The sequence below is a fragment of the Streptomyces sp. NPDC055955 genome (assembly GCF_042270245.1).
In the GTDB taxonomy this organism is placed as follows: Bacteria; Actinomycetota; Actinomycetes; order Streptomycetales; family Streptomycetaceae; genus Streptomyces.
Window position 1 is genome coordinate 141,746 of sequence record NZ_JBHJYS010000018.1, and the last position, 22,603, is coordinate 164,348.

A 22,603-nucleotide genomic window follows, 5' to 3' on the forward strand; every position below is an offset into this window, starting at 1 on the left:
GCCTCGGCGGCCGACGTACATCGAAGGATGCAGTCCCGGTTCGTCATCGCCGACGACGACCGGCGGCCGTACCGGCGGGAGCCTGGAAGGAGACCACCAGCCCGTCCCGAGGAGCCCGTCGTGATCGTCACGCTGATCGTCGCCTGCGAGATCGGCTTCTGGGTGCTGCTCGCCGCGGGACTCGCCCTGCGCTACGTGGCGAAGATGCCGCGCACGAGCGTCGGCGTCCTGCTGTGCGAGCCGCTCCTGGAGGCCGTCCTGTTCGTCGCCACCGCGACCGACCTCAGGAACGGGGCCGAACCGGACTGGAAACACGGCCTCGCCGCCGTCTACATCGGCTTCTCCGTCGGGCTCGGCCACTCCACCGTCAGGTGGGTGGACGCCCGCGTCGCCCACCGGTTCGCCGGGGGACCGCCCCCGGTGAAGCCGCCGAGATACGGGGCCGCGCGCGCCGCCCACGAGTGGCGGACGGCCGCGCGCTGGATCCTCGCCTGCGTCGTCGCGCTCGCCCTGCTCCAGGGCGCCGTCTGGTACGTGGGCGCCGACGGGAACACCGGCTCGCTGCGGATGTGGCAGCAGAAGATGCTCTTCGTGATCGGACTCAACCTCGTGATCGCGCTGAGCTACACGCTGTTCCCGAAGAAGGCGCCCGCCCTCGACCGCTAGCGCTCGCCGCCCGGGACCCAGAGCACGTCCCCGACCTCCTTGTTCGCCGTGCGCGCCAGGATGAACAGGAGGTCGGAGAGGCGGTTCAGATACGTCGCGGTCAGCGGGTTCATCGACTCGCCGTGCACCTCGAGCGCCGCCCAGGTGGAGCGCTCGGCCCTGCGGACCACGGTGCACGCCTGGTGCAACAGCGCCGCACCAGGAGTGCCCCCGGGCAGGATGAAGGACCGGAGCTTCTCCAGCTGCTCGTTGAAGCGGTCGCAGTCCGCCTCCAGCTTGTCGACGTAGAACTGCTCGACGCGCAGCGGCGGGTACTTCGGTTCCTCGACCACGGGCGTCGACAGGTCGGCCCCCACGTCGAACAGGTCGTTCTGGACCCGTACGAGGACCTGCACGACCTCCTCGTCCAGCCCGCCGAGCGCGATCGCCGTGCCGATGACGGCATTGGCCTCGTTGGCGTCGGCGTAGGCGGAGATCCGCAGATCGGTCTTGGCGGTCCGGCTCATGTCGCCGAGGGCGGTCGTGCCCTGGTCGCCGGTCCTGGTGTAGATACGCGTCAGATTGACCATGGGGTCAGCGTAGTTACGCGGCCGCCCCGCGGAAGCCACGTGTGCCGACCGTCACGGCGAGCGCCGCCGGGGCGAGGGCGACCGCTCCCGCTTCGTGCGCGCCCGTGAGCGCGGCGGGTCCGCGGCCGAGGCCCGTCCCGCGCGGGCTGCCTCGTGAAGTCGCCGCCGCTCCCGCCAAGCACTCGGCCGGCTCGACGAGAGGGAGGGTCTCCCGGGCGGGCCGGTGCTCAACTACGCCGTGCGCGGCCCCTGGTGGCCCGTCCGGTGTGATGTCCGTCATTCGAGACGTGACGCGCATTACTTCGCGGCCCCACGACCCCTCACGGACGCTAATGTCCGCCGGAGAGATACGTGAACAGCGGTTAGCGGTCAGTTGCAAGTGGTACGCGGTCAGCGGGTAAGGGGAGTCGCACAGTGGCAGGGAAGCTCGCCGTCATCGGAGCCGGACTCATGGGGTCCGGAATCGCCCAGGTCTCGGCGCAGGCGGGCTGGGACGTCGTCCTGCGCGACGTCACCGACGCCGCCCTGACCCGTGGCACCGACGGCATCAAGGCCTCGTACGACAAGTTCGTGAGCAAGGGCAAGCTGTCCGCGCAGGACGCGGAGGCCGCGCTCGGGCGCATCACCACGACCACCGACCTGGACGCGGTCGCCGACGCCGACATCGTCGTCGAGGCCGTCTTCGAGAAGCTCGAGGTCAAGCACGAGATCTTCCGGGCGCTCGACAAGATCGTCCGCGAGGACGCCGTGCTCGCCTCGAACACCTCCGCCATCCCGATCACGAAGATCGCGGCCGTCACGGAGCGCCCGGAGCGCGTCGTCGGCGCCCACTTCTTCTCGCCGGTCCCGATGATGCAGCTGTGCGAACTGGTCCGCGGCTACAAGACGAGCGACGAAACGCTCGCCACCACGCGGGAGTTCGCCGAGTCGGTGGGCAAGACCTGCATCGTCGTCAACCGCGACGTCGCCGGCTTCGTGACCACGCGGCTGATCTCGGCCCTCGTCGTCGAGGCCGCCAAGCTGTACGAGTCGGGCGTCGCCACCGCCGAGGACATCGACATCGCCTGCAAGCTGGGCTTCGGCCACGCCATGGGGCCGCTCGCCACCGCCGACCTCACGGGCGTCGACATCCTGCTGCACGCCACCGGCAACATCTACACCGAGTCCCAGGACGAGAAGTTCGCTCCGCCCGAGCTGATGCGCCGGATGGTTGACGCCGGTGACATCGGGCGCAAGAGCGGGCAGGGGTTCTACAAGCACTGATTCTCGTCACCCCGCGGGTAACCCCACGGGGTGAATTCGGTATCGGTTCGCTTACAGACGGCAACTTCTGCGCCCCCGCGCCAGTCAGTTGCAGTGACATACCCAGATCGCCGTACGACACAGAGACCACTGCAATCACGGCACACAAGCACTCTCGGGGAGCGCATATGTACATCAGGGGCGACCACGCCGAGCTGGTCGTCGGGGGCCGCCTCGACGTCCGCAGCGCGGCGGACGCCCGTACGGTCCTGCACACGGCTCTCGACGACGGCGTCGGCGACCTCCTGCTCGACCTGTCAGAGCTGGACTCCTGGGACGCGACGGGTCTCGGCGTCATCATGGGTGCCCACCGGCGGGCCGGACGCTGCGGCCGCAGGCTCGTGCTGCGGGGTGTGCCGCCCCAGATGCAGCGCCTCCTGGTGGCGACGCGGCTGCACCGGATCCTCGCCATCGAGGGCGGCATCGGGGTCGAATCACTGCCCAGGGTGTGAATCGGGTGTTCCGGTATGCGGCGCCCACAATCCTCACGAGACTGTGATGTCTCGGACGACGCGGCACCCCGGCTGTTCAACGATACTGAGCCAGGTCTAAGGTTCGGTCGCCCGCGGATTGACGAACCCACTCGCGGGCACCGGACCAGAAGCGACAGCGCAGTGTGCACAGGCCGGGAGGGGCATCGGCACACCACGCTTTTGGGGGGCTTTGACCATGGACCCGATGAACCGGGGACCGGAAGACTTCGGGCACGATCCGTACGGCGGAGATCCCTACGACCGCGCGGACCGCGGCCGCCACGACGGCGAGAGCGACACCCGGGCGAGCCGCCCGCGCCCGCCCAGGGATCCCCTCACGCCTGACTTCGGCCAGCCCGCACAAGGGGTCGCCCGCACCGTGCAGCTCGTGTCGGGCGACTTCCTGCTCACCGTCAACCCCGTCGACGGCAGCGAGATCGAGCCCTGCCCGCCGGGGGAGCGGCCGGGACGGCCCGCCAAGTACGCACCGGCGGAACGCGCCGAGATGGCCCGGGCCGCCCGTCCGCCGCTGCCGGCCGGACCCCCGCTGCCCCGGCTGCCGCTTCTGGAGCGCCAGGAGGAGCACGAGCGGCTCGTCCGGCTCCTCGCACGCGGGCGTTCCGTGCGGCTCACCGGACCCTCGGGCTCCGGGCGCACCGCGCTGCTCGACACCGTCGCCGAGGACTGCGCGGACATCGCGCCCGACGGCGTCGTCCGGCTCTCCGGACACCGCCGCTCGTCGAACGACCTGCTGTACGACCTCTTCGCGGTCGTGTACGACGCGCCGCTGCACCGCCCCGACCGCGCCCTGCTCCTCGAACTCGTCCACGACATCGGTGCCGTCGTCGTCCTCGACGACCTCGAGTTCGGCGGCGCCGCGCTCGACGAGCTCCTCGAAGCGACGCCCGAGTGCGCCTTCCTGGTCGCGGCCACCCCCGATGTCGCCGCGCCGTCCGCCGACTCGCACCTCGAAGAGGTCTTCCTCGGTGGCCTCGGCCGCGGCGGCGGCCTCGAACTCCTGGAGCGGTCCGTCGGCCGCGTCCTCACGGACGAGGAGGCGAACTGGGCCGGCGACCTCTGGTTCGAGTCGGAGGGGCTCCCGCTGCGCTTCGTGCAGGCCGGCGCGCTCCTGCGCCAGCGCGACCAGCTGCGCGCCGACCCGGACGCCTTCGACGCCTTCGACGGGTTCGGCTCCTTCGGAGGGCCCGGTGCTCCGTCCGTGGACGCGCCCTTCGACGCCGAGGACGGCCACGACGTGCCGCTGCCCTCGCTCGCCGACGGCGCCGCGCCCGCGGCCCTGCTCGCGTCCCGGCTCAGCGAATCGGCCCGCGCCACTCTGCGGTTCGCCGTCGCGCTCGGCGGCGAGATACCGCACCAGGCCCACCTGCCCGCCCTCGTGGGCGACACCCACGCCGACGCGGCCCTCGCCGAACTCGTCGGCTGCGCCCTCGTCACCCCGGTCGGCGGCCGCTACCGCCTGGCCTGCGGTGTACAGGAACAGCTGGCGACCGCGGGATACGCCGACGACACCGGCGACCGGGCACACACCGCCGCCCAGCACTACGCGTGGTGGGCCGGACACCCTTCCGTCGGGCCCGAGCGGGTCGCGGCCGAGGCCGACGCGCTGCTCGCCGCGCTGACCGTCCTCGTCCCCGTCGCGACGCCGGCCGGTCCGGACGAGGAGGGCAGCGTCGCGGTGCTGCTCGCCCGTACCGCCGCGCCCGCGTTCGCCGCAGGCCTCAGCTGGACCATGTGGGAGCGGTGCCTGCGGGCCGGCCAGGAGGCCGCGCGGCTCTCCGGCGAAGTGGCCGAAGAGGCCTATTTCCACCATGAGTTGGGCATCCTCGCGCTGCTCGGCGGGCAGCTGGACCGGGCCCGTGCCGAGCTGGAGGCCTCCATCGCCCTGCGCGGCGCGCTGGCCGACAAGCGGGGCACCATCGCGGGCCGCCGCGCCCTCGCCCTTGTCGCGGACCGCTCCGGCGGCGCGCTCCCCGGCGGGCGCACGGCGGCGGGCGAAGAGGTCCCCGCCGCACGCTACGAGGAATCGGCGTCGCCCCCCGGCGGGGTGCCGGCCGCGTTCGCGCCGCCCGCGCCGCCGCTCCCGGAGCCCGACACGCTGGTTTCCCGGCAGGCCCGGCAGCCCGGCCTCGGTGCCAAGACCGGCGGCGCCCGTCGTGCCGTCCTCACCGGCACGCGGCGCAACCTCGTGGCCGCGGGCGCCGGAGCCCTCCTCGCGGCGGTCCTCGGCACCGTCGTGACGCTCGGCGCCACGTCGAACAACGACACCCCGTCCGACAGCGTCAACGTGAACCCGTCGGCCTCGCAGGGCGAGGACGGCGGCGGGATCGGCTCCGGCGAGGCGGACCAGGGCGGCGACGCGGGGTCCACCCGTCGGCCCGCCGACCCGGGCAAGGACGGCATCCCCAATACGTCGGACGACCCGACGCCCAGCACCGGACCGTCGTCCGAGAGCGGCGAGCCGTCGGACGAGCCGAGCGACAAGCCCTCCGGCAAGCCGTCGGACAAGCCGACCGCGTCGAAGCCGCCGTCCACCAAGCCGCCCACGTCCAAGCCCCCGACGTCGAAGCCGCCGACGTCCAAGCCGCCGACCAGCTCCCCGCCGCCGTCGTCGCCCGAGCCGCCGTCCACCACGCCGTCGTCCCCGGACACGTCGGATTCGGCCAGTGGCCCGGCGCCGAGCGGCAGCTCCGCGATGAGCGGCCCGGCGGACGGCGCGCCGGGTTCGCCCAGCGGGCCGGGCGCCTCGTCGACGATCTGACGGCCGTACGTACGCAGCACATGACCGAGGGCCGGGTTCCCGTGAACCCGGCCCTCGGTCGTGCCTGACGGATCAGAACAGGCGGAGCTTGTCGTCCTCGATGCCGCGCAGGGCGTCGTAGTCCAGGACCGTGCAGCCGATGCCGCGGTCCGTGGCCAGGACGCGCGCCTGCGGCTTGATCTCCTGGGCGGCGAAGATGCCGCGCACCGGGGCGAGGTGCGGGTCGCGGTTCAACAGCTCGAGATAGCGCGTGAGTTGCTCCACGCCGTCGATCTCGCCACGGCGTTTGATCTCGATGGCCACGGTCGCGCCGTCACCGTCCCGGCACAGGATGTCGACGGGCCCGATCGCCGTCGGGTACTCGCGGCGGATGAGCGTGTAGCCCTCGCCGAGCGTGTCGATCCTGTCGGCGAGGAGCTCCTGGAGGTGCGCTTCCACGCCGTCCTTGATCAGGCCCGGGTCCACACCCAGTTCGTGCGAGGAGTCGTGGAGGACTTCCTCCATCGTGATGATGAGTTTCTCGCCCGCCTTGTTGATGACGGTCCAGGTGCCGCTGTCCTCGCCCGTGCCCTCCTTCAGGGTGCAGGGCGGGGACATCCAGTTGAGGGGTTTGTAGGCCCTGTCGTCCGCGTGGATCGAGACGCTGCCGTCCGCCTTCACGAGGATCAGGCGGGGAGCCGACGGGAGATGGGCTGTGAGCCTGCCCGCGTAGTCCACGGAGCAGCGGGCGATGACGAGACGCATGGTCGGCAACGCTACTCGACGACCGGTGGTCCACGCGATTCGCCCTGGAACTACCGGGTTCGTTATTGGCCGGTTGTGGACCGACTGTGCCTGCGATCCCCTGTTGCGGGCCCCGGACGTTGCTTACCGTATAAGCGGGAGGTCGCGACGCCTGTACGCAGCGTGTTCGTGGTCGTACGTCGTCGCGCGCTCCTTACCTGCCCGTCAGCCCCCGCTCCCCGCGGGGGTGCGAGAGGAGAACCCATGTCGCTCGACGTCTCACCGGCACTGTTGGAACAGGCCGAGCGAGGCGAGGTCGACGAAGCTGACTTCGTCGACTGCGTCCGGACCTCCCTGCCTTACGCATGGGAGATGATCAGCTCCCTGGTGGCCCAGCTGAAGGTCGACGGCGGAGACTTCGCCGACAACCAGACGCCTCCGCCGGACGAGCAGGCACGTGGGCAGCTGCTGCGTGCGCTCGCGAGTGACGCGATTCGTGGCGCGCTGCAGCGGCACTTCGGTGTACGGCTGGCCTTCCAGAACTGCCACCGTCTAGCGGTGTTCCCACAGGACCCGTCGGTGGACGGCACACTGGCCCGCTTCACCTCGGCCCGCAATCAGCTGTTGAACCAGTCCCCTGAACTCAGGGACTGCTGACAGCCGGTTGAGGGCGAAATCGGATGGTCTGCCGCTCCGTACGCGGGAGGTGCACAAGTACGGGGCGGTGGACTACGGGCCGCACGGCGGTGACAGGTCTCAGCGCAGCTGGGGGAGTACCTCGGCGCCCAGCCTGCGCACGTTCTCCTCGGTGGCCGCGAGATCGCCGGAGCCCTCGACGAGCAGCGCGAACCGCGTGATGCCCGTGCGCTCCGACGTCGCCGCGAGCCGGTCCGCGCACTGCTCGGGAGTCCCCACCGGGTGCAGCCCGCACAGCAGCTCCGTGTACGCGACCGGGTCCCGCATGGAGCGCGTGCGGCCGTCCACCGTCACATGGGCGTCGAGCCCCTGTTTCAGCCAGCCGGGCATCGCCTTGAGGAGCGTCTCGCGCGCCTGCGCCTCGCGGTCGCCGATCTGGGCCACTCCGGCCGAGACGTGCGCCGCGGCACGGATCTCCTCCGGGCTGCGGCCGGCGGCCCGCGCGTGCGTGCGCCACAGGGAGACCATCTCGGCCTTCTCCTGGTCCCCGCAGTGCATGCCCAGCAGCATCGGAAGGCCGCGCTCCGCCGCAAGGCGCACGCTTTTCGGTGAGGTGCAGGCGACCACCACCTCGGGACCGTCGGGGGAGTTCAGCGCCTCGTCGGGGCGCGGGACCACGGCGACCTCGCGGAAGCCGAACCGTTCCCCCGCGGCCTCGACGCGGGGCTCGCGCAGCCAGCGCAGCAGCAGGTCCAGGGACTCCGGGAACCCCTTCTCGTACGCCTCGATTCCCGAGCCGAAGACCTCCAGGTCCACCCAGGGGCCACCGCGGCCGACGCCGAGCGAGAAGCGGCCGCCGGAGGTCACGTGCAGCAGCGCCGCCTGCTCGCCGAGGGCGACGGGATGGGCGGTCGGCAGCACGCTGACCGCCGTGCCGACGCGGATGTGCCGGGTGCGGCCGAGCAGTAACGCGGCGAGCGTCACCGCGGACGGACAGGTGCCGTACGGCACGAAGTGGTGCTCCGCCAGCCAGACCGCGTCGAGCGCGGCCTCCTCGGCCACCTCGGCGGACCGCACCGCCCGGTGCAGCGCCTCCCCCTGTCCCTGGCCGGGGAACTGGGCCGCCAGTACAAAAGTTCCTACGCGCATCGCACTCCTGCCTTTCTTGGCGCCGACGCGGCACTCCCCTACCGGCATTAACGGCTGACAAGTGCCAAGGGCACGGCTTGCCATGGAGATTGGCAGATTTTCCGGAGAACTCATGAGGGTGACGGTGTGCGGGTACCCGACAGGCGTCCGCGTACGCTGGACGTGAGTCCCAGTCCCTGTGCAGGCACCTGTACAAGTCCTAGAGGAGAGCCGGTGTCCCCGCGCCGAAACCAGACGTCGCCCCGTCGCGGCGGCCGACCGTCCAGCAAGGTGCCGGACGAGGAACAGGGCAGCCGCTACGGCGGATTCGAGCGCACGGAGCGCTGGCAGGGCGAGGAGTGGAGCGTGCGTCAGGTCGCGGGCGCGAGCGCGGCAGGCAAGACGTACCGGTGCCCCGGCTGCGACCAGGAGATCCCTTCCGGGGTCGCGCACGTGGTGGCCTGGCCCGAGCACTCGGGCGTCGACGAGCGCCGGCACTGGCACAAGGCCTGCTGGAACGCGAAGGACCGCCGCACCACACGGGTGCAGCGGTCCAGGAACGCGCCTCGCTACTAGGGCCTGTCGTCACATTCCCGTCCGCCCGGCGGTCCGGCCCGCTGCGGACGGAAGACCCTGGGGCCGACGGCTCTACACGTCGCGCCGCTCGAGCAGCGCGAACGCGCCGACCACGGCCGCGGCCGTGACGCCGACGAGCAGCCACACCTGGGACCCGCCCGTGCTCCCGCCGTCCGCGCCGAAGATCTTGGCGAGAGCGTTGATGGCGTTGTACTCCTGCATCTTCTCGCCGAGCGTCCGTGTGCTGCGCGAGATCATCAGGAAGACCGGCAGAATCGACGGCAGCAGCACGATGCCGAGCATCGCGGTGATCGCGCCCGCCGAGTGCCGCAGCATGGAGCCCACGGCGAGGCCGAGGACGCCGAGCAGGGACACGTAGAGCCCGCCCTTGAGGACCGTGCCGCCCCAGCTCAGGTCGCCCGCCTCGGGGCCGCTGTGCATGGACGACGTGAGCAGGCCCACCAGCAGGATGGAGCCCGCGGAGACGGCGAACGCGACCGCGAAGAACACCAGGATCTTGGCGGCGAACACCCGGTAGCGCTGCGGAGAAGCGGTGAACGTCGTGCGGATCATGCCGGTGCCGTACTCCGACGACGTCACGAGGACGCCCAGCGTGATCAGGCAGATCTGGCCGAGCAGCAGGCCGATGAAGGCCGGGAACGTGAAGGGCAGGTCCTGGTAGTTGAGGTCCTCGGTCTGCGCGGAGACGAACAGGCCGCCGCCGAGGACCAGGAACAGGAAGATGCCGAGCGTCCAGAGCGTGGAGCGCACCGACTTGATCTTCGTCCACTCCGAGGCGAGCGCGTGCCCCAGGTGCGTGCGCGTGACCGGGATGGGCGAGGTGTACGAAGTGCCGGGCGCGCCCTGCCAGTTGGGCGCACTCTGCTGGGCGTAGGCCTGCGGAGCCGGCTGCGGGGGCGGCGTCGTCATCGGGGGTCCTCGGGCTTGTTCAGGTCGGCGGGGGCAGGGGCTGCGGGTGCCGCGGGCGGTGCGGCCGGCGGCTGCTGCGGCGCGGCGTACGGGTTCGGCCCGCCGGGTACGGCCTGCGGCGGGGCGAACGGCTGACCGCCCTGCTGGGGCGGCGGCGGCGCGTACCAGTCCGGCTGGCCCTGGCCGGGCGCGGGGAACTGCTGCTGCGGCATCGCGCCCGGCGGGAGCTGCTGCTGAAGACCGGCACGCTGGTCGACGGTCGAGCGGTAGTCGACGGCGCCCTGCGTCATCCGCATGTACGCCTCCTCCAGCGAGGCCTGGTGCGGCGAGAGCTCCCACAGCCGTACGTCGGCGCCGTGCGCCAGGTCGCTGATGCGGGGGAGCGGCAGGCCCATGACGCGCAGCGCGCCGTCCTGCTCGGGCAGCACCTGGCCGCCCGCCTCGGTCAGCGCGGCCGTCAGCTTCTCGCGCTGCTGCGGCTCCGTCTCCGGCGTGCGCACCCGCGCGAAGTCGGCCGAGTTGTGCGAGATGAAGTCCCGCACGCTCATGTCGGCGAGGAGCTGCCCGCGGCCGATGACGATCAGATGCTCGGCGGTCAGCGCCATCTCGCTCATCAGGTGGGAGGAGACGAAGACGGTGCGGCCCTCGGCGGCGAGCGACTTCATCAGGTTCCTGACCCAGAGGATGCCCTCCGGGTCGAGGCCGTTGACCGGCTCGTCGAAGAGGAGCACCTGAGGGTCGCCGAGCAGCGCGGCCGCGATGCCGAGGCGCTGGCCCATGCCGAGCGAGAAGCCCTTGGAGCGCTTCTTCGCCACGTCCTGGAGGCCGACGACGCCGAGCACCTCGTCCACGCGCCGGGCCGGGATGCCGGACAGCTGCGCGAGGCAGAGCAGGTGGTTACGGGCGTGCCGGCCGCCGTGCACCGCCTTGGCGTCGAGCAGGGCGCCGACCTGGCGCGGGGCGTTGGGGAGCTTGCGGTACGGGTAGCCGCCGATGGTCACCTGGCCGGTCGTCGGCTGGTCGAGACCGAGGATCATGCGCATGGTCGTCGACTTGCCGGACCCGTTCGGACCCAGGAAGCCGGTCACCGTACCCGGCCGGACCTGGAAGGAAAGGTTGTACACGGCTGTCTTGGCGCCGTAGCGCTTCGTCAGGCCGACTGCCTCGATCATTCTCCGCACCCATCGAAAGGTTCAGGACATCGGGGCACACGCCCCCGTAAGGGTTAGGAGGCTATCGGGGCGCTGACGGTTCCGGCCAAGACGAGGCAAAGCTCCTGGAGCTGCCCGGAACCCCTATGCGTCCCGCTTCTTGAGGACCACATATCCGAAGAACAGGGCCAGGATCACCCAGATCACCATGATGCCCAGGCCGCCCCACGGCCCGTAAGGAGTGTCGTCGTCGATCGGCGTCACCACCTGCATGATCTTGCTGCCGGCCTGGTCGGGCAGGAACCGGCCGATCTTCTTCGTCGCCGAGACGTTGCCCAGGATGTTCGAGATCAGGAAGAAGAACGGCATCAGGATGCCGAGCGACAGCATCGGGCTGCGCAGCATCGACGCGACGCCCATCGAGAACATGGCGATGAGCGTCATGTAGAGGCCACCGCCGATGACCGCGCGCAGGACGCCCGGGTCACCGATCTGCGCCCGGTGCGCGCCGAGGATCGCCTGCCCGAGGAAGAACGCGATGAAGCTCGTGGCGAGGCCCACGACGAACGCCAGGGCGGTGGCCACGGCGACCTTGCCGAACAGGAACGTGCCGCGCTGGGGGACTGCGGCGAGCGAGGTACGGATCATCCCGGTGCTGTACTCGTTCGAGACGACGAGGACACCGAAGACGATCATCGCGAGCTGACCGAGACTCATCCCGGCGAAGCTGATGAACGTGGGGTCGAAGGACAGCCGGTCCCTCGTGTTCATGTTGTTGAACTCGTTCCTGGACAGGATCGAGATCAGCACGCCGAGCGCGATCGTCAGGACCGCCGCGAGGCCGAGCGTCCACACCGTCGAAGCGACGGACCTGATCTTGGTCCACTCGGACCGGAGAACCTGGGTCGTGGCCATCGGTCAGGCTCCCTTGTTCCGCGTACGGTCCCAGCTCTCGCCCCAGCCCTGCTGCTGGGGCGGAGGCAGCCGGACCGGCGGCACCCCGGGCTCGTCGGTGTGCGCGTGGTACTCCACCGATTCCGCGGTGAGCTGCATGAACGCCTCCTCGAGCGAGGCCTGCTGAGGACTCAGCTCGTGCAGGGCGAGATGGTGCGCGGCCGCGAGGTCACCGAGCTGCTCGGGGCTGTGGCCGTCCACCTCGAGCGTGCCGTTGCCCGCCTCGACGACCGTGATCCCGGCCTCGTGCAGCACATCGAGGAGCCGCTCCTGCTGCGGCGAGCGCAGCCGCACGTACGAGCGGGAGTTCTGCCGGATGAAGTCGGACATCGAGGTGTCGGCGAGGAGATGGCCCTGGCCGATGACGACGAGGTGGTCCGCGGTCAGCGCCATCTCACTCATCAGGTGCGAGGAGACGAAGACGGTACGGCCCTGCCCCGCGAGGGACTTCATCAGATTGCGGATCCAGTGGATGCCCTCGGGGTCGAGCCCGTTGACCGGCTCGTCGAACATCAGGATCCGCGGGTCGCCGAGGAGCGCGCCCGCGATGCCGAGGCGCTGGCCCATGCCCAGGGAGAACCCCTTCGCCTTCTTCCTGGCGACGGGCGTCAGACCCACCGTGTCGAGGACCTCGGCGACGCGGGTGCGCGGGATGCCGTTGCTCTGCGCCAGGCACAGCAGGTGGTTGTACGCGCTGCGGCCGCCGTGCATGGCCTTCGCGTCGAGGAGCGCGCCGATGTAGCGCAGCGGGTCCCTCAGCTGCGCGTAGTGCTTCCCGTCGATGCGCACATCGCCGGCTGACGGGTTGTCGAGCCCGAGCATCATCCGCATCGTCGTGGACTTGCCGGCGCCGTTGGGGCCGAGGAACCCCGTGACGATGCCCGGTCGGACGGTGAAGGTGAGGTGGTCGACGGCCAGCTTCTCGCCGTAGTGCTTGGTCAGCCCCTCGAGCTCGATCATGCGGCAACGCTAGAACGGGACAAAGCCCCCTGCCACTGGAGCGGCAAGGGGCTTCGGCTTCCGACTGCGGTCGCTCAGCGGGTCTGCTGGGCGGGAACCCCACGCGAGATCGGCTCGTCCTCCGCGGGCGCGCCCGCGGCGGCGACGGCCGCACCGGTGAGCGTCGCCAGCATCTCGCGCACGTTGGTGAGCTGCGCGTTGATGGAGTCGCGGCGGTTCGTCAGCGCGGCGAGCTCGCGCTCCGATTCCGAGCGGATCCGGTCGGCCTTCGCGTTCGCGTCGGCGACGATGTCCTCGGCCTGACGCTGCGCGGTCTCCACCGTCTGGCGGGCGCGGCGCTCGGCGTCGGTCCGCAGCTTCTCGGCCTCCAGGCGGAGCTGCTCCGCGCGGTGCTCGATCTCCGCGAGACGCTTCTCGGCCTTCGCCTGACGCGAGGCCAGGTCACGCTCGGACTGCTCGCGGCGCTTCGCCAGGTTCGTCTCGAAGTCCGCGGCGGCCTGGGCGGCCTTGGCGCGGGTCTCCTCGAAGAGGGCGTCCGCCTCCTCACGCTTCGACTGAGCGTCCTTCTGGGCCTCGGCGCGCAGCGTGCCCGCTTCGCTCTTGGCCTTCTCGACGATCCGGACGCCCTCGTCCTCGGCCTTGGCCTTGCGCTCCGCAGCGAACGATTCTGCGTCGTTGCGCACCTGCTGGGCCGCCGACTCGGCGAGCTCGCGGTGCTGCTCGGCGGCGCGCCGGGCCTCTTCGCGCAGGTCCTTCGCCTCCTCCTCGGCGAGGCGGAGGATCTTCTCGACGCGCGCGCCGAGACCGGCGTACGACGGCTCGGCGTCGTTCACCTGCGCCTGGGCGTTCTGCGTCTCGAGGTGGAGCTCCTCGATGCGCTTTTCCAGAGCAGTGATACGAGCGAGAGCGCTGTCACGGTCGGAGACGAGCTTGGAAATGCGTTCGTCCACCTGAGCGCGGTCGTACCCACGCCGCACAAGCTCGAAGCCGTAGGGGGAAGTGTCGCTCATGGGGTTCCTGTCGAATGAGACCGGTGAGGTGATAGGGGGAATCCTAGGGGTCAAAGCGGCGTGTCATCGAGCAGATGCCCGTTTGATCTGGAGAATGACACCCCTTTTGAGTGGCTAACCTCAGGATGGCTTGCCAGCGGCAGCGCCGAAGGTCATTACCAAGCACGCTCGTTGCCGTCCTGGCTACCCTTCTGACCCCTTGCCACCCGATCGGGTAGCTCCCGCCGCGGCTCCCGCCTTGACGGCGCCCTCCTTGGTCCCGCCGCCTGCGGACGGGGCCTCGAAGGACTCCAGCGCCTCCAGGACGTCCTGGACGCGGGAGATCTCGGCGTTGATGTCCTCGCGGCGGCGGACCAGGACCTCCAGCTCGCGCTTGCCCTCGTCGACCGTGCGCTCCGCCTCCGCCTGCGCCTCGGACAGGACGCGCTCGGCCTCGCGGGTCAGCTCGGTCTTCTTCGCCCCGGCCTCCTTGAGCAGGCCCTCGGCCTTCTTCACGGCGGCGATCCGGACCTTGCTCGCTTCCGAACCCGCCTCCGAGACCATCTCCTCGGCCTTCGCCTGCGCCTCGGTGAGCTGCTCCTCGGCGGCCTTCACCAGCGCGTCGCACCGCTCGCCGGCCGTCTTCATGGCCTCGGCGGACTCGCGCCGCGCCCGCTCGTGCAGTTCGTCGATCTCGCCGGTGACGCGCTCGCGCAGCTCCTCGGCGCGCTCCCTGATCGCCGTCGCGTCGCGGCGCGCGCCGACGAGCAACTCGTCCGCGTCCGTACGGGACTTCTCCACCAGCGAGTTGCCCTCGACGGTCGCCTCGGAGACCAGCCGGTCGGCCTCCTTGCGGGCCGCGCCGACCATCATGTCGGCCTGCGACTCGGCGTCCGCGGTCGCCTTCAGCGCGGCCTGCTGCGCCTCGGACGTCAGTTTCTCGGCCTCCGCGCTCGCCTCCGTGATGAGCTTGTCGACCTGTGCGGCGGCCTCCGAGCGGCGCTTGTTGGCGTCCTTGCGGGTCTCGTCGAGGGTCCGCTCGGCCTCGGCGCGCGCCGAGGACGTGAGCCGCTCGGCCTCCTCCGCGGCCTCCGCCTTGACGCGCTCCGACTCGCTGCGGATCCGCTCGGCGTGCTGCTGCGCGGACCCGACGGTCTCGGCCGCCTCGGCGCGCAGCCGCTCGGCGTCCCCGGTCGCGTCCGCGATGAGCTGCTCGGCCCGCGCGACCGATTCGGCGCGCACCCGCTCGGCCTCGGTGAGCGTCTCGTTCGTGAGCTGGTCGGCGGCGGCGGTGGACTCCGCGTGCAGCCTGGCGGCCTCGGCCGTGGCGTCGCCGACGAGCTGCTCGGCGCGGGCGACGGACTCCGAACGGACGCGCTCCGCCTCGGCGTTGGTCTCGTTCGTGAGGCGCTCGGCGGCCTCCGTGGCGTCAGCGACGCGCTTCTCGGCGGCGGCCGTCGACTCGGCGCGGACGCGCTCCGCCTCGGTGTTCGTCTCGTTCGTGAGGCGCTCGGCCTCGCTCGTGGCCTCCGTGATGAGGGCATCCGCCTGCGTGGCGGCGTCCGAACGGATCCGGTTGGCGTCCTCGCGGGCGTCGGCCCGGGCGCGGGACGCGTCCTGCTCGGCCGACGCGAGCCGCTCGGAGACCTCCGTACGGACCCGCTGGGCGTGCTCCGACGCCTCGGACCGCATCCGCTCCGACTCGGCGATCGCCTCCGAAACCGTGCGCTCCGCAAGGGACTTGGCGGCCTCCGACTCGGCGGCCGCCTCGCCGCGCACGCGGTTGGCGTCGTCGGTGGCGCGCTCGCGCTCCGCGTACGCGTCGGCGCGGACCCGGTCGGCCTCCTCCTGCGCCTCGTGCTTGGTGCGCTCGGCCGCGTGTTCCGCGGCGCTGCGCAGGCCCGCGATCTCCTCCTGCGCCTGCTCCTGGAGCCCGGACACGGAGTCGCGCACCTGCTGTGCGGTCTGCTCGGCGGCGCCGACCATCTCGGTGGAGCGCCGGTCGGCCTCCTCCACGAGACGTACGGCCTCTGCCTGCGCCTCCTCGACACGGGCGCGGGCGACCGCGAGGAGTTCCTCGCTCTGCTCGCGGGCCCGCTCGCGCTCCTGGTCGGCCTCCTGGCGCGCGGAACCGAGGGTCTCCTCGGCCTCGCGGCGTCGCCTGGCGGCCTCCTCCTGGGCGGCGGACAGCGCCTCCGCGGCCTCCGTGGCGACCCGCTCGGCCGCGGCCGCGGCCTCCGCGCGCACCCGGTCTGCGCTCTCCTGCGCCTCCGACTTGAGCCGCTCGGCCTCGGTCGCGGCCTCGGACCGCAGCCGTACGGCGACGTTCTCCGCCTCGGCGCGGGTCCCGGACGCGTCCGACGCGGCCTCGGTGCGCAGCCGGTCGGCCTCCGTCTCGGCCTGCGCCTGGAGCGTACGGATCCGCTCGGCGGCCTCGGCGCGCAGCCGCTCCGTCTCGTCCGCGGTCTCGCGGCGGATGCGCTCCGACGCGGCCCGCGCGTCGGTGAGCGCGGTCTCGGACGCCGTCAGGCGCTGCTCGGCCTCGGTGTGCAGCCGGGTCAGCTCGTCGGCGGCCTCCGCCCGGCGGGCCGCGATCGCGCGCTCGGTCTCCTCGCGCAGCTCCTGCGCCGCCCGCTCGGCCTCCGCCTTGGTGGCCTCGGCCTGCTCGCCGGCCTCCTCGCGGTGCTGCTCGGCCTCGGCGCGGGTGCGCTCCAGGGTCTCCTCGGCCTGCTTGCGCAGGTTCGTGGCGCGCTCGATGGCCTCGGTGCGGACCCGCTCGCTCTCCGTCTGCGCGCCGGCCCGCAGCTCGTCCGCGTCCGCCTTCGCCTTGGCGAGCAGCTCCTCGGCGGTCCTGGCCGCCTCCTCGATCTGCTGGACGGCCTCGCGGCGCGCCTCGCTGCGGATCCGCTCGCCCTCGTCGACCGCCTCGGCCCGCAGCTGCTCGGCCTCGCCGCGCAGCCGGCGGGCCTCCTCCTGGAGCTCGACGGTCTTGGCGCGGTACTCCTTGGTGTCGTCCTTCGCCGCGCCCTTGAGCTGCTCGGCGATGTCGTGCGCCTCGCCACGCAGGCGGTCCGCCGCGGCCTCGGCCTCGCTGCGCAGCCGCTCGGCCTCCTCGGAGGCGGCCTTCGTGGTGGCCTTGGCGTCCTCGGACGCCTTGTTGAGCACCTCTTCGGCCGTACGGGCGGCCTTGGCGAGCTGGGAGGCGGTCTCCTCGGCCGTGACGTTGCGTGCCTTCTCGCCCGCCTCGGCGAGGATCTTCTCCGCCTGCTCCTTGGCGTCGGTGACGACCTGCTCGGCCTCCGCCTTGGTCGACTCGGCCTCCTTGGTGGCCTCCGAGACGAGCCGGGCGACCTGCTCCTTGGCGGTGCGCGTGCGCTGCTCGTTCGCCGACTCGGCGTTCGCGAGCTGCTTGGCCGCGGTGTCCTTCGCCTCGGTGAGGAGCTTCTCCGCCGACGTCCGCGCCTCGCGCAGCGCCGTGTCGGCCTCGGACAGGCGCTGCTCGGCGGCGCGGCTCAGCTCGGCGGACTGGCGCCGGGCCGTGTCCGACTCGGTGGCCGTGGACGAGCGCAGCTGCTCGGCGTGGTCGGTGGCTTCCTGCGCCTGCGTCGACGCGGCGTTCAGGAGGCGCTCGGCGTCGGCGCGGGCGCGGCGCAGCAGGGCCTCGGCCTCGGCGCGGGCGGTCTCGGCCTCCGACGTCAGGCGCTGGCGGGCCTCGGTGGCGACCCGCTCGGCCTCGGCGCGGGCGGCGGCGAGCGCCTGGTCGGCCTCGGCGCGGGACTCGTCGACGAGCCGGCGGGCCTGCTGCTCGCTGCGGGAGCGCAGCTGCTCGGCCCACGCCACGTTCTCGTTGACGTGCGCCTCGACGGTCTGGCGGCGCTCGGCCAGCTCCTGGTCGAGCTGCTGGCGGCGCGAGACGGCCTCGGCATGCAGCTCGGACTGGAGCCGGGACTGCTGCTCGGCGTGCTCCTGGAGGATGCGCTGTGTCTGGGCGCGGGTGTCGCGCAGCTCGCGCTCGGCGTCGGCGCGCAGCTGGTCGGCCTGGATCTGCGCGTTACGCAGCAACTGCTCGGCCTGGTACCCGATGTCCCCGCCGTCGTAGGCAGGACGGGACGCGAGGTTGCGGCGCGCCTCGTGCAGCTTGGCGCGCAACACCTCGACCTGGTAGCCCAGGTCCTCGGCGTGCTGGACCGCCTTCTCCCGCTCGGTCTTCAGCCGGTCCATCTCGGCCTCGAACCGCGAGAGATGGTCGGTCTCAGCCGGCCGCCGGCTGTCCTGGCTCTCGTAGCCCCGCACTGCGCGGTCCCATCCGTCCCCTGGTCGCAAGTCTCTCCAAACGAGCACCGTCCATCCGCCGAACGGGGCCCCCGGGGAATGGTGTCAGATCAACGGCGGAGCATGGGCTGCTGCCCCGTCGCTCGCCCCCCGAAACCCGGACCCCGGCCCGCGGCCGTCCGTGTGACGGACGGCCGCCCCCAACCCTACCGGCCCAGATATACGGAGGTCAGTGCTCAGGTGACTCAACCGGTGCGGAAGTGACGAGTTCGGTCAGTACGCCGTGGCAGTCCTTGGGGTGCAGGAAGGTGATGCGCGACCCCATCGAACCGATGCGCGGCTCGTCGTACAGGACGCGTACGCCCTTGCCCCTGATGTCCGCGGAGTCGGCGTCGACGTCCGCCGTGCCGAAGGCGATGTGGTGGACGCCCTCGCCGTTCTTGGCCAGCCATTTCCCGACCGCGGAGTCCTCCCGGGTGGGCTCCAGGAGCTGGAGGTAGGAGGCCCCGCCGTCACTCGTCTCATTGATCTTGAGCATGGCCTCGCGCACGCCCTGCTCCTCGTTCACCTCGGAGTGGAACACTTCGAAGCCGTAGGTGGCACGGTAGAACTCGACGGTCTTGTCGAGGTCGAAACAGGCGATTCCGATGTGGTCGATTCGCGTCAGCATGCTGTAAGTGCAGCGCGGTCGGAGGTGGTTACGCAACGTGCGCGCGATCACACCGTTCGGCCGGTGACGTGGGGGGTACTGCTCAGTACATTCGAGTAAACCCTCGTTCACTCCTCATCTCCAAGGGGCCGTGCCTCATGTCTGGAACGACCGGTACCACCTCAGTGATCGTCGCGGGCGCCCGTACGCCCATGGGCCGGCTGCTCGGCTCGCTGAAGTCCTTCTCCGGAGCCGACCTCGGAGGGGTCGCCATCAAGGCGGCGCTCGACCGGGCCGGGATCGGCGGAGATCAGGTGCAGTACGTGATCATGGGCCAGGTGCTCCAGGCGGGGGCAGGGCAGATCCCCGCGCGCCAGGCGGCCGTCAAGGCCGGCATCCCCATGAACGTCCCGGCGCTGACCATCAACAAGGTGTGTCTCTCGGGCCTCGACGCCATCGCGCTCGCCGACCAGCTGATCCGCGCCGGCGAGTTCGACGTCGTCGTCGCGGGCGGCCAGGAGTCCATGACGAACGCGCCCCACCTGCTTCCCAAGTCCCGTGAGGGCTACAAGTACGGCGCCGTCGAGATGCTCGACGCGATGGCGTACGACGGCCTGACCGACTCCTTCGAGAACATCCCGATGGGTGAGTCGACGGAGAAGCACAACACCCGCCTCGGCATCAAGCGCCCCGAGCAGGACGAGATCGCCGCCCAGTCGCACCAGCGCGCCGCGGCCGCCCAGAAGAACGGCCTCTTCGAGGCGGAGATCACCCCCGTCGAGATCCCGCAGCGCAAGGGCGAGCCGGTCCTGTTCAGCAAGGACGAGGGCATCCGCGCCGAGACGACCGCCGAGTCGCTCGGCAAGCTGCGGCCCGCGTTCACCAAGGACGGCACGATCACGGCCGGCACCTCCTCGCAGATCTCCGACGGCGCCGCCGCGGTCGTCGTCATGAGCAAGGCGAAGGCGCAGGAGCTCGGCCTGGAGTGGATCGCCGAGATCGGCGCCCACGGGAACGTGGCGGGCCCCGACAACTCGCTCCAGTCGCAGCCCTCGAACGCCATCCGGCACGCCCTCGAGAAGGAGGGCCTGGGCGTCGAGGACCTCGACCTCGTCGAGATCAACGAGGCCTTCGCGGCCGTCGCCGTGCAGTCAATGAAGGACCTCGGTGTGTCCTCGGAAAAGGTGAACGTCAACGGCGGCGCGATCGCCCTCGGTCACCCGATCGGGATGTCCGGCGCCCGTGTCGTCCTGCACCTCGCGCTCGAGCTGAAGCGGCGCGGCGGCGGCGTCGGCGCGGCCGCGCTGTGCGGCGGCGGTGGCCAGGGTGACGCGCTGATCGTGCGGGTACCCAAGGCGTAAGCCTTTCGCCGGCACGCATGCCGGTACGGATGTCGCTACGGATGTCGGACCGAACCGAGTGAACGGAGCTGTGATGCAGGACGTCTCCACCCTGGTGGCCCAGGCCAGGGAAGGCCGGCCCAGGGCCGTGGCCCGGCTGATCTCCCTGGTGGAGGGGGCGTCCCCGCAGCTGCGCGAGGTGATGGCGACGCTGGCCCCGCTGGCGGGGCACGCGTATGTCGTCGGGCTGACCGGGTCGCCGGGTGTGGGCAAGTCCACGTCCACGTCCGCCCTGGTCAGCGCCTACCGGCGGGCCGGGAAGCGGGTCGGTGTGCTCGCCGTCGACCCGTCGTCGCCGTTCAGCGGTGGAGCCCTGCTCGGTGACCGTGTCCGCATGTCGGAGCACGCGTCCGACCCGGGCGTGTACATCCGCTCCATGGCCACGCGCGGGCACCTGGGCGGGCTCGCGTGGGCCGCGCCGCAGGCGATCCGCGTGCTCGACGCGGCCGGCTGCGACGTCGTCCTCGTGGAGACGGTCGGCGTCGGCCAGTCCGAGGTCGAGATCGCCTCGCAGGCCGACACGTCGGTCGTGCTGCTCGCCCCCGGCATGGGCGACGGGATCCAGGCGGCCAAGGCCGGAATCCTGGAGATCGGCGACGTCTACGTCGTCAACAAGGCCGACCGCGACGGCGCGGACGCGACCGCCCGCGAGCTCAACCACATGCTGGGCCTCGGTGAGTCCCGGGGCGCCGGTGACTGGCGCCCGCCCATCGTCAAGACCGTCGCCGCCCGCGGGGAGGGCATCGACGAGGTCGTCGAGGCGCTGGAGAAGCACCGGGCGTGGATGGAGGAGCACGGCGCCCTCCAGGAGCGCCGCCTCGCCCGCGCGTCGCGCGAGGTCGAGACGATCGCCGTCACGGCCCTGCGCGAGCGCATCGCGGACCTCCACGGCGACCGCCGCCTCAGCTCGCTGGCCGAGCGCATCGTGGCGGGCGAGCTCGACCCGTACCGGGCGGCGGACTCCCTGGTGGAGGGCCTGACGGAGGCCTGAGCGGACGGCGGTGGCGGGACCGCGCCGCGGTTTCGCCCACTGCCGACTCCCGCCCCCCGCTGGTACGTTGGGCAGATGTTCCTCCTCTGTGCGTAGGGCACGACCCGGCCGCGACCACCGTCGAACGGTGACGTCGCGGTCTCCGGCGTCCGTGTGCCCTTCGTTCTGAGGAACTCCCACCCATGTCGTACGCAGCGCTTCTGCGCGTTCCCCATGCCCGCAGGACCTTCGGCGCCGCCCTGCTCGGGCGGCTCTCCTACGGGACCGTGTCCCTGTCCCTGATGCTCGCGGTGAAGTCCGCCACCGGCTCGTACGCCGTCGCGGGCACGGCCATGGCGCTCTTCGGCGCCGCGAGCGTCTTCCTCTCCCCGCTGAGAGCGCTCCTCGTCGACCGGTACGGGCCGCGCCGCGCGCTCTCGCCGATGGCGGGGGCCTACGCCGTCCTGCTCGGCGTGCTCGCCGCGCTCACCTGGCGGCCGGGGGCCTCCGGGCTCCTGCTCGGTGCCGCCGCCCTCGCCGCCGGCGCGTGCACGCCGCCCCTCGGCCCGACCATGCGGACCGTATGGAGCGAACTCGTCGGCCGGCGCGAGGGGTTGCTCCAGCGCGCGTACAGCCTGGACGGGGTGGCCGAGGAGCTGCTGTTCGTGTCCGGCCCGCTCATCGTGGGCGTGGTCGTGCAGGTCGCCCCCGCGGCGTTCGGTGTCGCCGTCAGCGCGGCCCTGGTGGCCGTGGGAACCGCCGCGTTCGTGGCGTCCCCGGCCGTAGGGGGCCTCACGGGCCGGGACGTGGGGCGGCGCGGGCCCTCCGGCGGGACGTCGCCGGCGCGCGGGCTCGCGCAGCCGGTGGTCGTCGCCGTGGGGGTCGGCCTCGCGCTCGGCGCCCTCGACCTGCTCGTCCTCGCCTTCGCCGACGCCCGTCAGCACGCCGACGCCGTGGCCTGGGTGATGGCCGCGCTCTCGGCGGGCAGCGCGGTCGGCGGCCTCGTCCACGGCGCCGTCACCTGGTCCGCCCCCGCCCGGGTCCGGCTGCCCTTCCTCGCCGCGGGGCTCGCCGCCGCGCTGGGAGCGGCCGCGCTCGCGCCGGGCCTGGTGACGCTCGGCGCGGCGGCCGTGGTGGCGGGCCTCTTCGTCGCGCCCGCCCTGACGACCGCGTATCTCGTGGCGGACGAGACGGCCGGGCCGGCGTTCCGCACCCAGGCCGGGGCCTGGGTCAACACGGCGGTGAACGCCGGGATCTCGGCCGGCACGGCGGGAGCGGGCCTCCTGGTGGCCCGCCTCCCGCTCGCGGCCTGCTTCGCCGTCGCCGCGACGGCGCCGGTCGTGGCGGCGGTCTGGGCGGTACGGGGTGTGCGCGGCGCCCGTACGACAGCGAAAGCCGCGCCCGGGGACGGTGTCCCGGACGCGGCTCAGGAGCGGGGCGCGACGGCGCGATGAGCCGATCGGCGCCGAGCCGGGC

20 protein-coding genes are annotated in these 22,603 nt (G+C 72.0%); 9 read left to right on the top strand and 11 right to left on the bottom strand.

The window, feature by feature from the left end; all coding sequences use genetic code 11:
- Positions 1–120: 120 nt before the first annotated feature.
- A complete protein-coding gene (locus tag ACFC96_RS31225; RefSeq protein WP_376615248.1) occupies positions 121–666 on the top strand; it encodes a hypothetical protein in 546 nt (181 codons plus the stop codon).
- Here the strand turns inward: ACFC96_RS31225 and ACFC96_RS31230 are convergent.
- Together ACFC96_RS31230 and ACFC96_RS31235 are read right to left on the bottom strand one after the other, a co-directional pair.
- Positions 663–1,235, bottom strand: coding sequence for a cob(I)yrinic acid a,c-diamide adenosyltransferase (locus ACFC96_RS31230; RefSeq protein WP_376258206.1), 573 nt, complete (start codon positions 1,233–1,235; stop codon positions 663–665). The genes ACFC96_RS31225 and ACFC96_RS31230 overlap by 4 nt on opposite strands.
- 13 nt (positions 1,236–1,248) lie before the next feature.
- Positions 1,249–1,515 carry a hypothetical protein gene (locus tag ACFC96_RS31235; RefSeq protein ID WP_376615250.1) on the bottom strand — a complete coding sequence of 89 codons (267 nt, stop codon included), beginning with the start codon at positions 1,513–1,515 and terminating at the stop codon, positions 1,249–1,251.
- Between the two features lie 134 nt (positions 1,516–1,649).
- On the opposite strand from ACFC96_RS31235, the gene ACFC96_RS31240 reads away from it, so the two are divergent.
- The 3 genes from ACFC96_RS31240 (at position 1,650) to ACFC96_RS31250 (ending at position 5,789) form a co-directional block, all read left to right on the top strand.
- Complete coding sequence (locus ACFC96_RS31240; protein WP_376258208.1) at positions 1,650–2,498, top strand: 3-hydroxyacyl-CoA dehydrogenase family protein; 849 nt, start codon at positions 1,650–1,652, stop codon at positions 2,496–2,498.
- A 167-nt stretch (positions 2,499–2,665) separates the two neighbouring features.
- The gene (locus ACFC96_RS31245; protein ID WP_329570262.1) at positions 2,666–2,989 is read left to right on the top strand and encodes an STAS domain-containing protein; all 324 of its coding nucleotides are present in this window, start codon (positions 2,666–2,668) and stop codon (positions 2,987–2,989) included.
- Between the two features lie 217 nt (positions 2,990–3,206).
- Entirely contained in the window at positions 3,207–5,789 is a 2,583-nt protein-coding gene (locus ACFC96_RS31250) for an ATP-binding protein (RefSeq protein ID WP_376615252.1), read from the top strand.
- Positions 5,790–5,861: 72 nt separating this feature from the next.
- Here ACFC96_RS31250 and nucS read toward each other — a convergent pair whose 3' ends face one another.
- Positions 5,862–6,533, bottom strand: coding sequence for an endonuclease NucS (nucS, locus tag ACFC96_RS31255; RefSeq protein WP_376258211.1), 672 nt, complete (start codon positions 6,531–6,533; stop codon positions 5,862–5,864).
- 243 nt (positions 6,534–6,776) lie between these two features.
- Between nucS and ACFC96_RS31260 the strand changes: the two genes are divergently transcribed.
- Positions 6,777–7,169 carry an SCO5389 family protein gene (locus tag ACFC96_RS31260; protein ID WP_116509837.1) on the top strand — a complete coding sequence of 131 codons (393 nt, stop codon included), beginning with the start codon at positions 6,777–6,779 and terminating at the stop codon, positions 7,167–7,169.
- Positions 7,170–7,268: 99 nt separating this feature from the next.
- On the opposite strand, the gene ACFC96_RS31265 is transcribed toward ACFC96_RS31260, so the two are convergent.
- Positions 7,269–8,297 (bottom strand): LLM class flavin-dependent oxidoreductase, encoded by a 1,029-nt coding sequence (locus ACFC96_RS31265; protein WP_376615253.1) that lies wholly within the window; start codon positions 8,295–8,297, stop codon positions 7,269–7,271.
- A gap of 213 nt (positions 8,298–8,510) precedes the next feature.
- Here ACFC96_RS31265 and ACFC96_RS31270 point away from each other — a divergent pair, with 213 nt between their 5' ends.
- Positions 8,511–8,852 carry an ATP/GTP-binding protein gene (locus ACFC96_RS31270; RefSeq protein ID WP_376258215.1) on the top strand — a complete coding sequence of 114 codons (342 nt, stop codon included), beginning with the start codon at positions 8,511–8,513 and terminating at the stop codon, positions 8,850–8,852.
- Between the two features lie 72 nt (positions 8,853–8,924).
- Here the strand turns inward: ACFC96_RS31270 and ACFC96_RS31275 are convergent, their stop codons facing one another.
- The 7 genes from ACFC96_RS31275 to mce all read right to left on the bottom strand — a co-directional run bounded on the left by ACFC96_RS31275 (position 8,925) and on the right by mce (position 18,778).
- Positions 8,925–9,782, bottom strand: coding sequence for an ABC transporter permease (locus tag ACFC96_RS31275; protein ID WP_376258217.1), 858 nt, complete (start codon positions 9,780–9,782; stop codon positions 8,925–8,927).
- On the bottom strand, positions 9,779–10,954 hold the full coding sequence (locus ACFC96_RS31280; protein WP_376258219.1) for an ABC transporter ATP-binding protein: 1,176 nt from the start codon (positions 10,952–10,954) through the stop codon (positions 9,779–9,781). Before ACFC96_RS31280 ends, ACFC96_RS31275 begins: the two co-directional genes overlap by 4 nt.
- 123 nt (positions 10,955–11,077) lie before the next feature.
- Positions 11,078–11,848 carry an ABC transporter permease gene (locus ACFC96_RS31285; RefSeq protein WP_376615255.1) on the bottom strand — a complete coding sequence of 257 codons (771 nt, stop codon included), beginning with the start codon at positions 11,846–11,848 and terminating at the stop codon, positions 11,078–11,080.
- Positions 11,849–11,851: 3 nt separating this feature from the next.
- Positions 11,852–12,847 carry an ABC transporter ATP-binding protein gene (locus ACFC96_RS31290; protein WP_376258223.1) on the bottom strand — a complete coding sequence of 332 codons (996 nt, stop codon included), beginning with the start codon at positions 12,845–12,847 and terminating at the stop codon, positions 11,852–11,854.
- Between the two features lie 74 nt (positions 12,848–12,921).
- On the bottom strand, positions 12,922–13,857 hold the full coding sequence (locus ACFC96_RS31295) for a cellulose-binding protein (RefSeq protein WP_376258225.1): 936 nt from the start codon (positions 13,855–13,857) through the stop codon (positions 12,922–12,924).
- 183 nt (positions 13,858–14,040) lie between these two features.
- Positions 14,041–18,129, bottom strand: a complete 4,089-nt coding sequence (gene scy, locus ACFC96_RS31300) for a polarized growth protein Scy (protein WP_376615257.1) — start codon at positions 18,127–18,129, stop codon at positions 14,041–14,043.
- Between the two features lie 208 nt (positions 18,130–18,337).
- Positions 18,338–18,778 carry a methylmalonyl-CoA epimerase gene (mce, locus tag ACFC96_RS31305; RefSeq protein WP_100595983.1) on the bottom strand — a complete coding sequence of 147 codons (441 nt, stop codon included), beginning with the start codon at positions 18,776–18,778 and terminating at the stop codon, positions 18,338–18,340.
- Between the two features lie 137 nt (positions 18,779–18,915).
- On the opposite strand from mce, the gene ACFC96_RS31310 reads away from it, so the two are divergent.
- From ACFC96_RS31310 to ACFC96_RS31320, 3 genes are all read left to right on the top strand, one after another.
- The gene (locus ACFC96_RS31310) at positions 18,916–20,118 is read left to right on the top strand and encodes an acetyl-CoA C-acetyltransferase (protein ID WP_376258229.1); all 1,203 of its coding nucleotides are present in this window, start codon (positions 18,916–18,918) and stop codon (positions 20,116–20,118) included.
- Positions 20,119–20,191: 73 nt separating this feature from the next.
- The gene (gene meaB / locus ACFC96_RS31315; protein ID WP_376258231.1) at positions 20,192–21,148 is read left to right on the top strand and encodes a methylmalonyl Co-A mutase-associated GTPase MeaB; all 957 of its coding nucleotides are present in this window, start codon (positions 20,192–20,194) and stop codon (positions 21,146–21,148) included.
- A gap of 182 nt (positions 21,149–21,330) precedes the next feature.
- Entirely contained in the window at positions 21,331–22,581 is a 1,251-nt protein-coding gene (locus ACFC96_RS31320; RefSeq protein ID WP_376615259.1) for an MFS transporter, read from the top strand.
- Positions 22,582–22,603 lie beyond the last annotated feature (22 nt).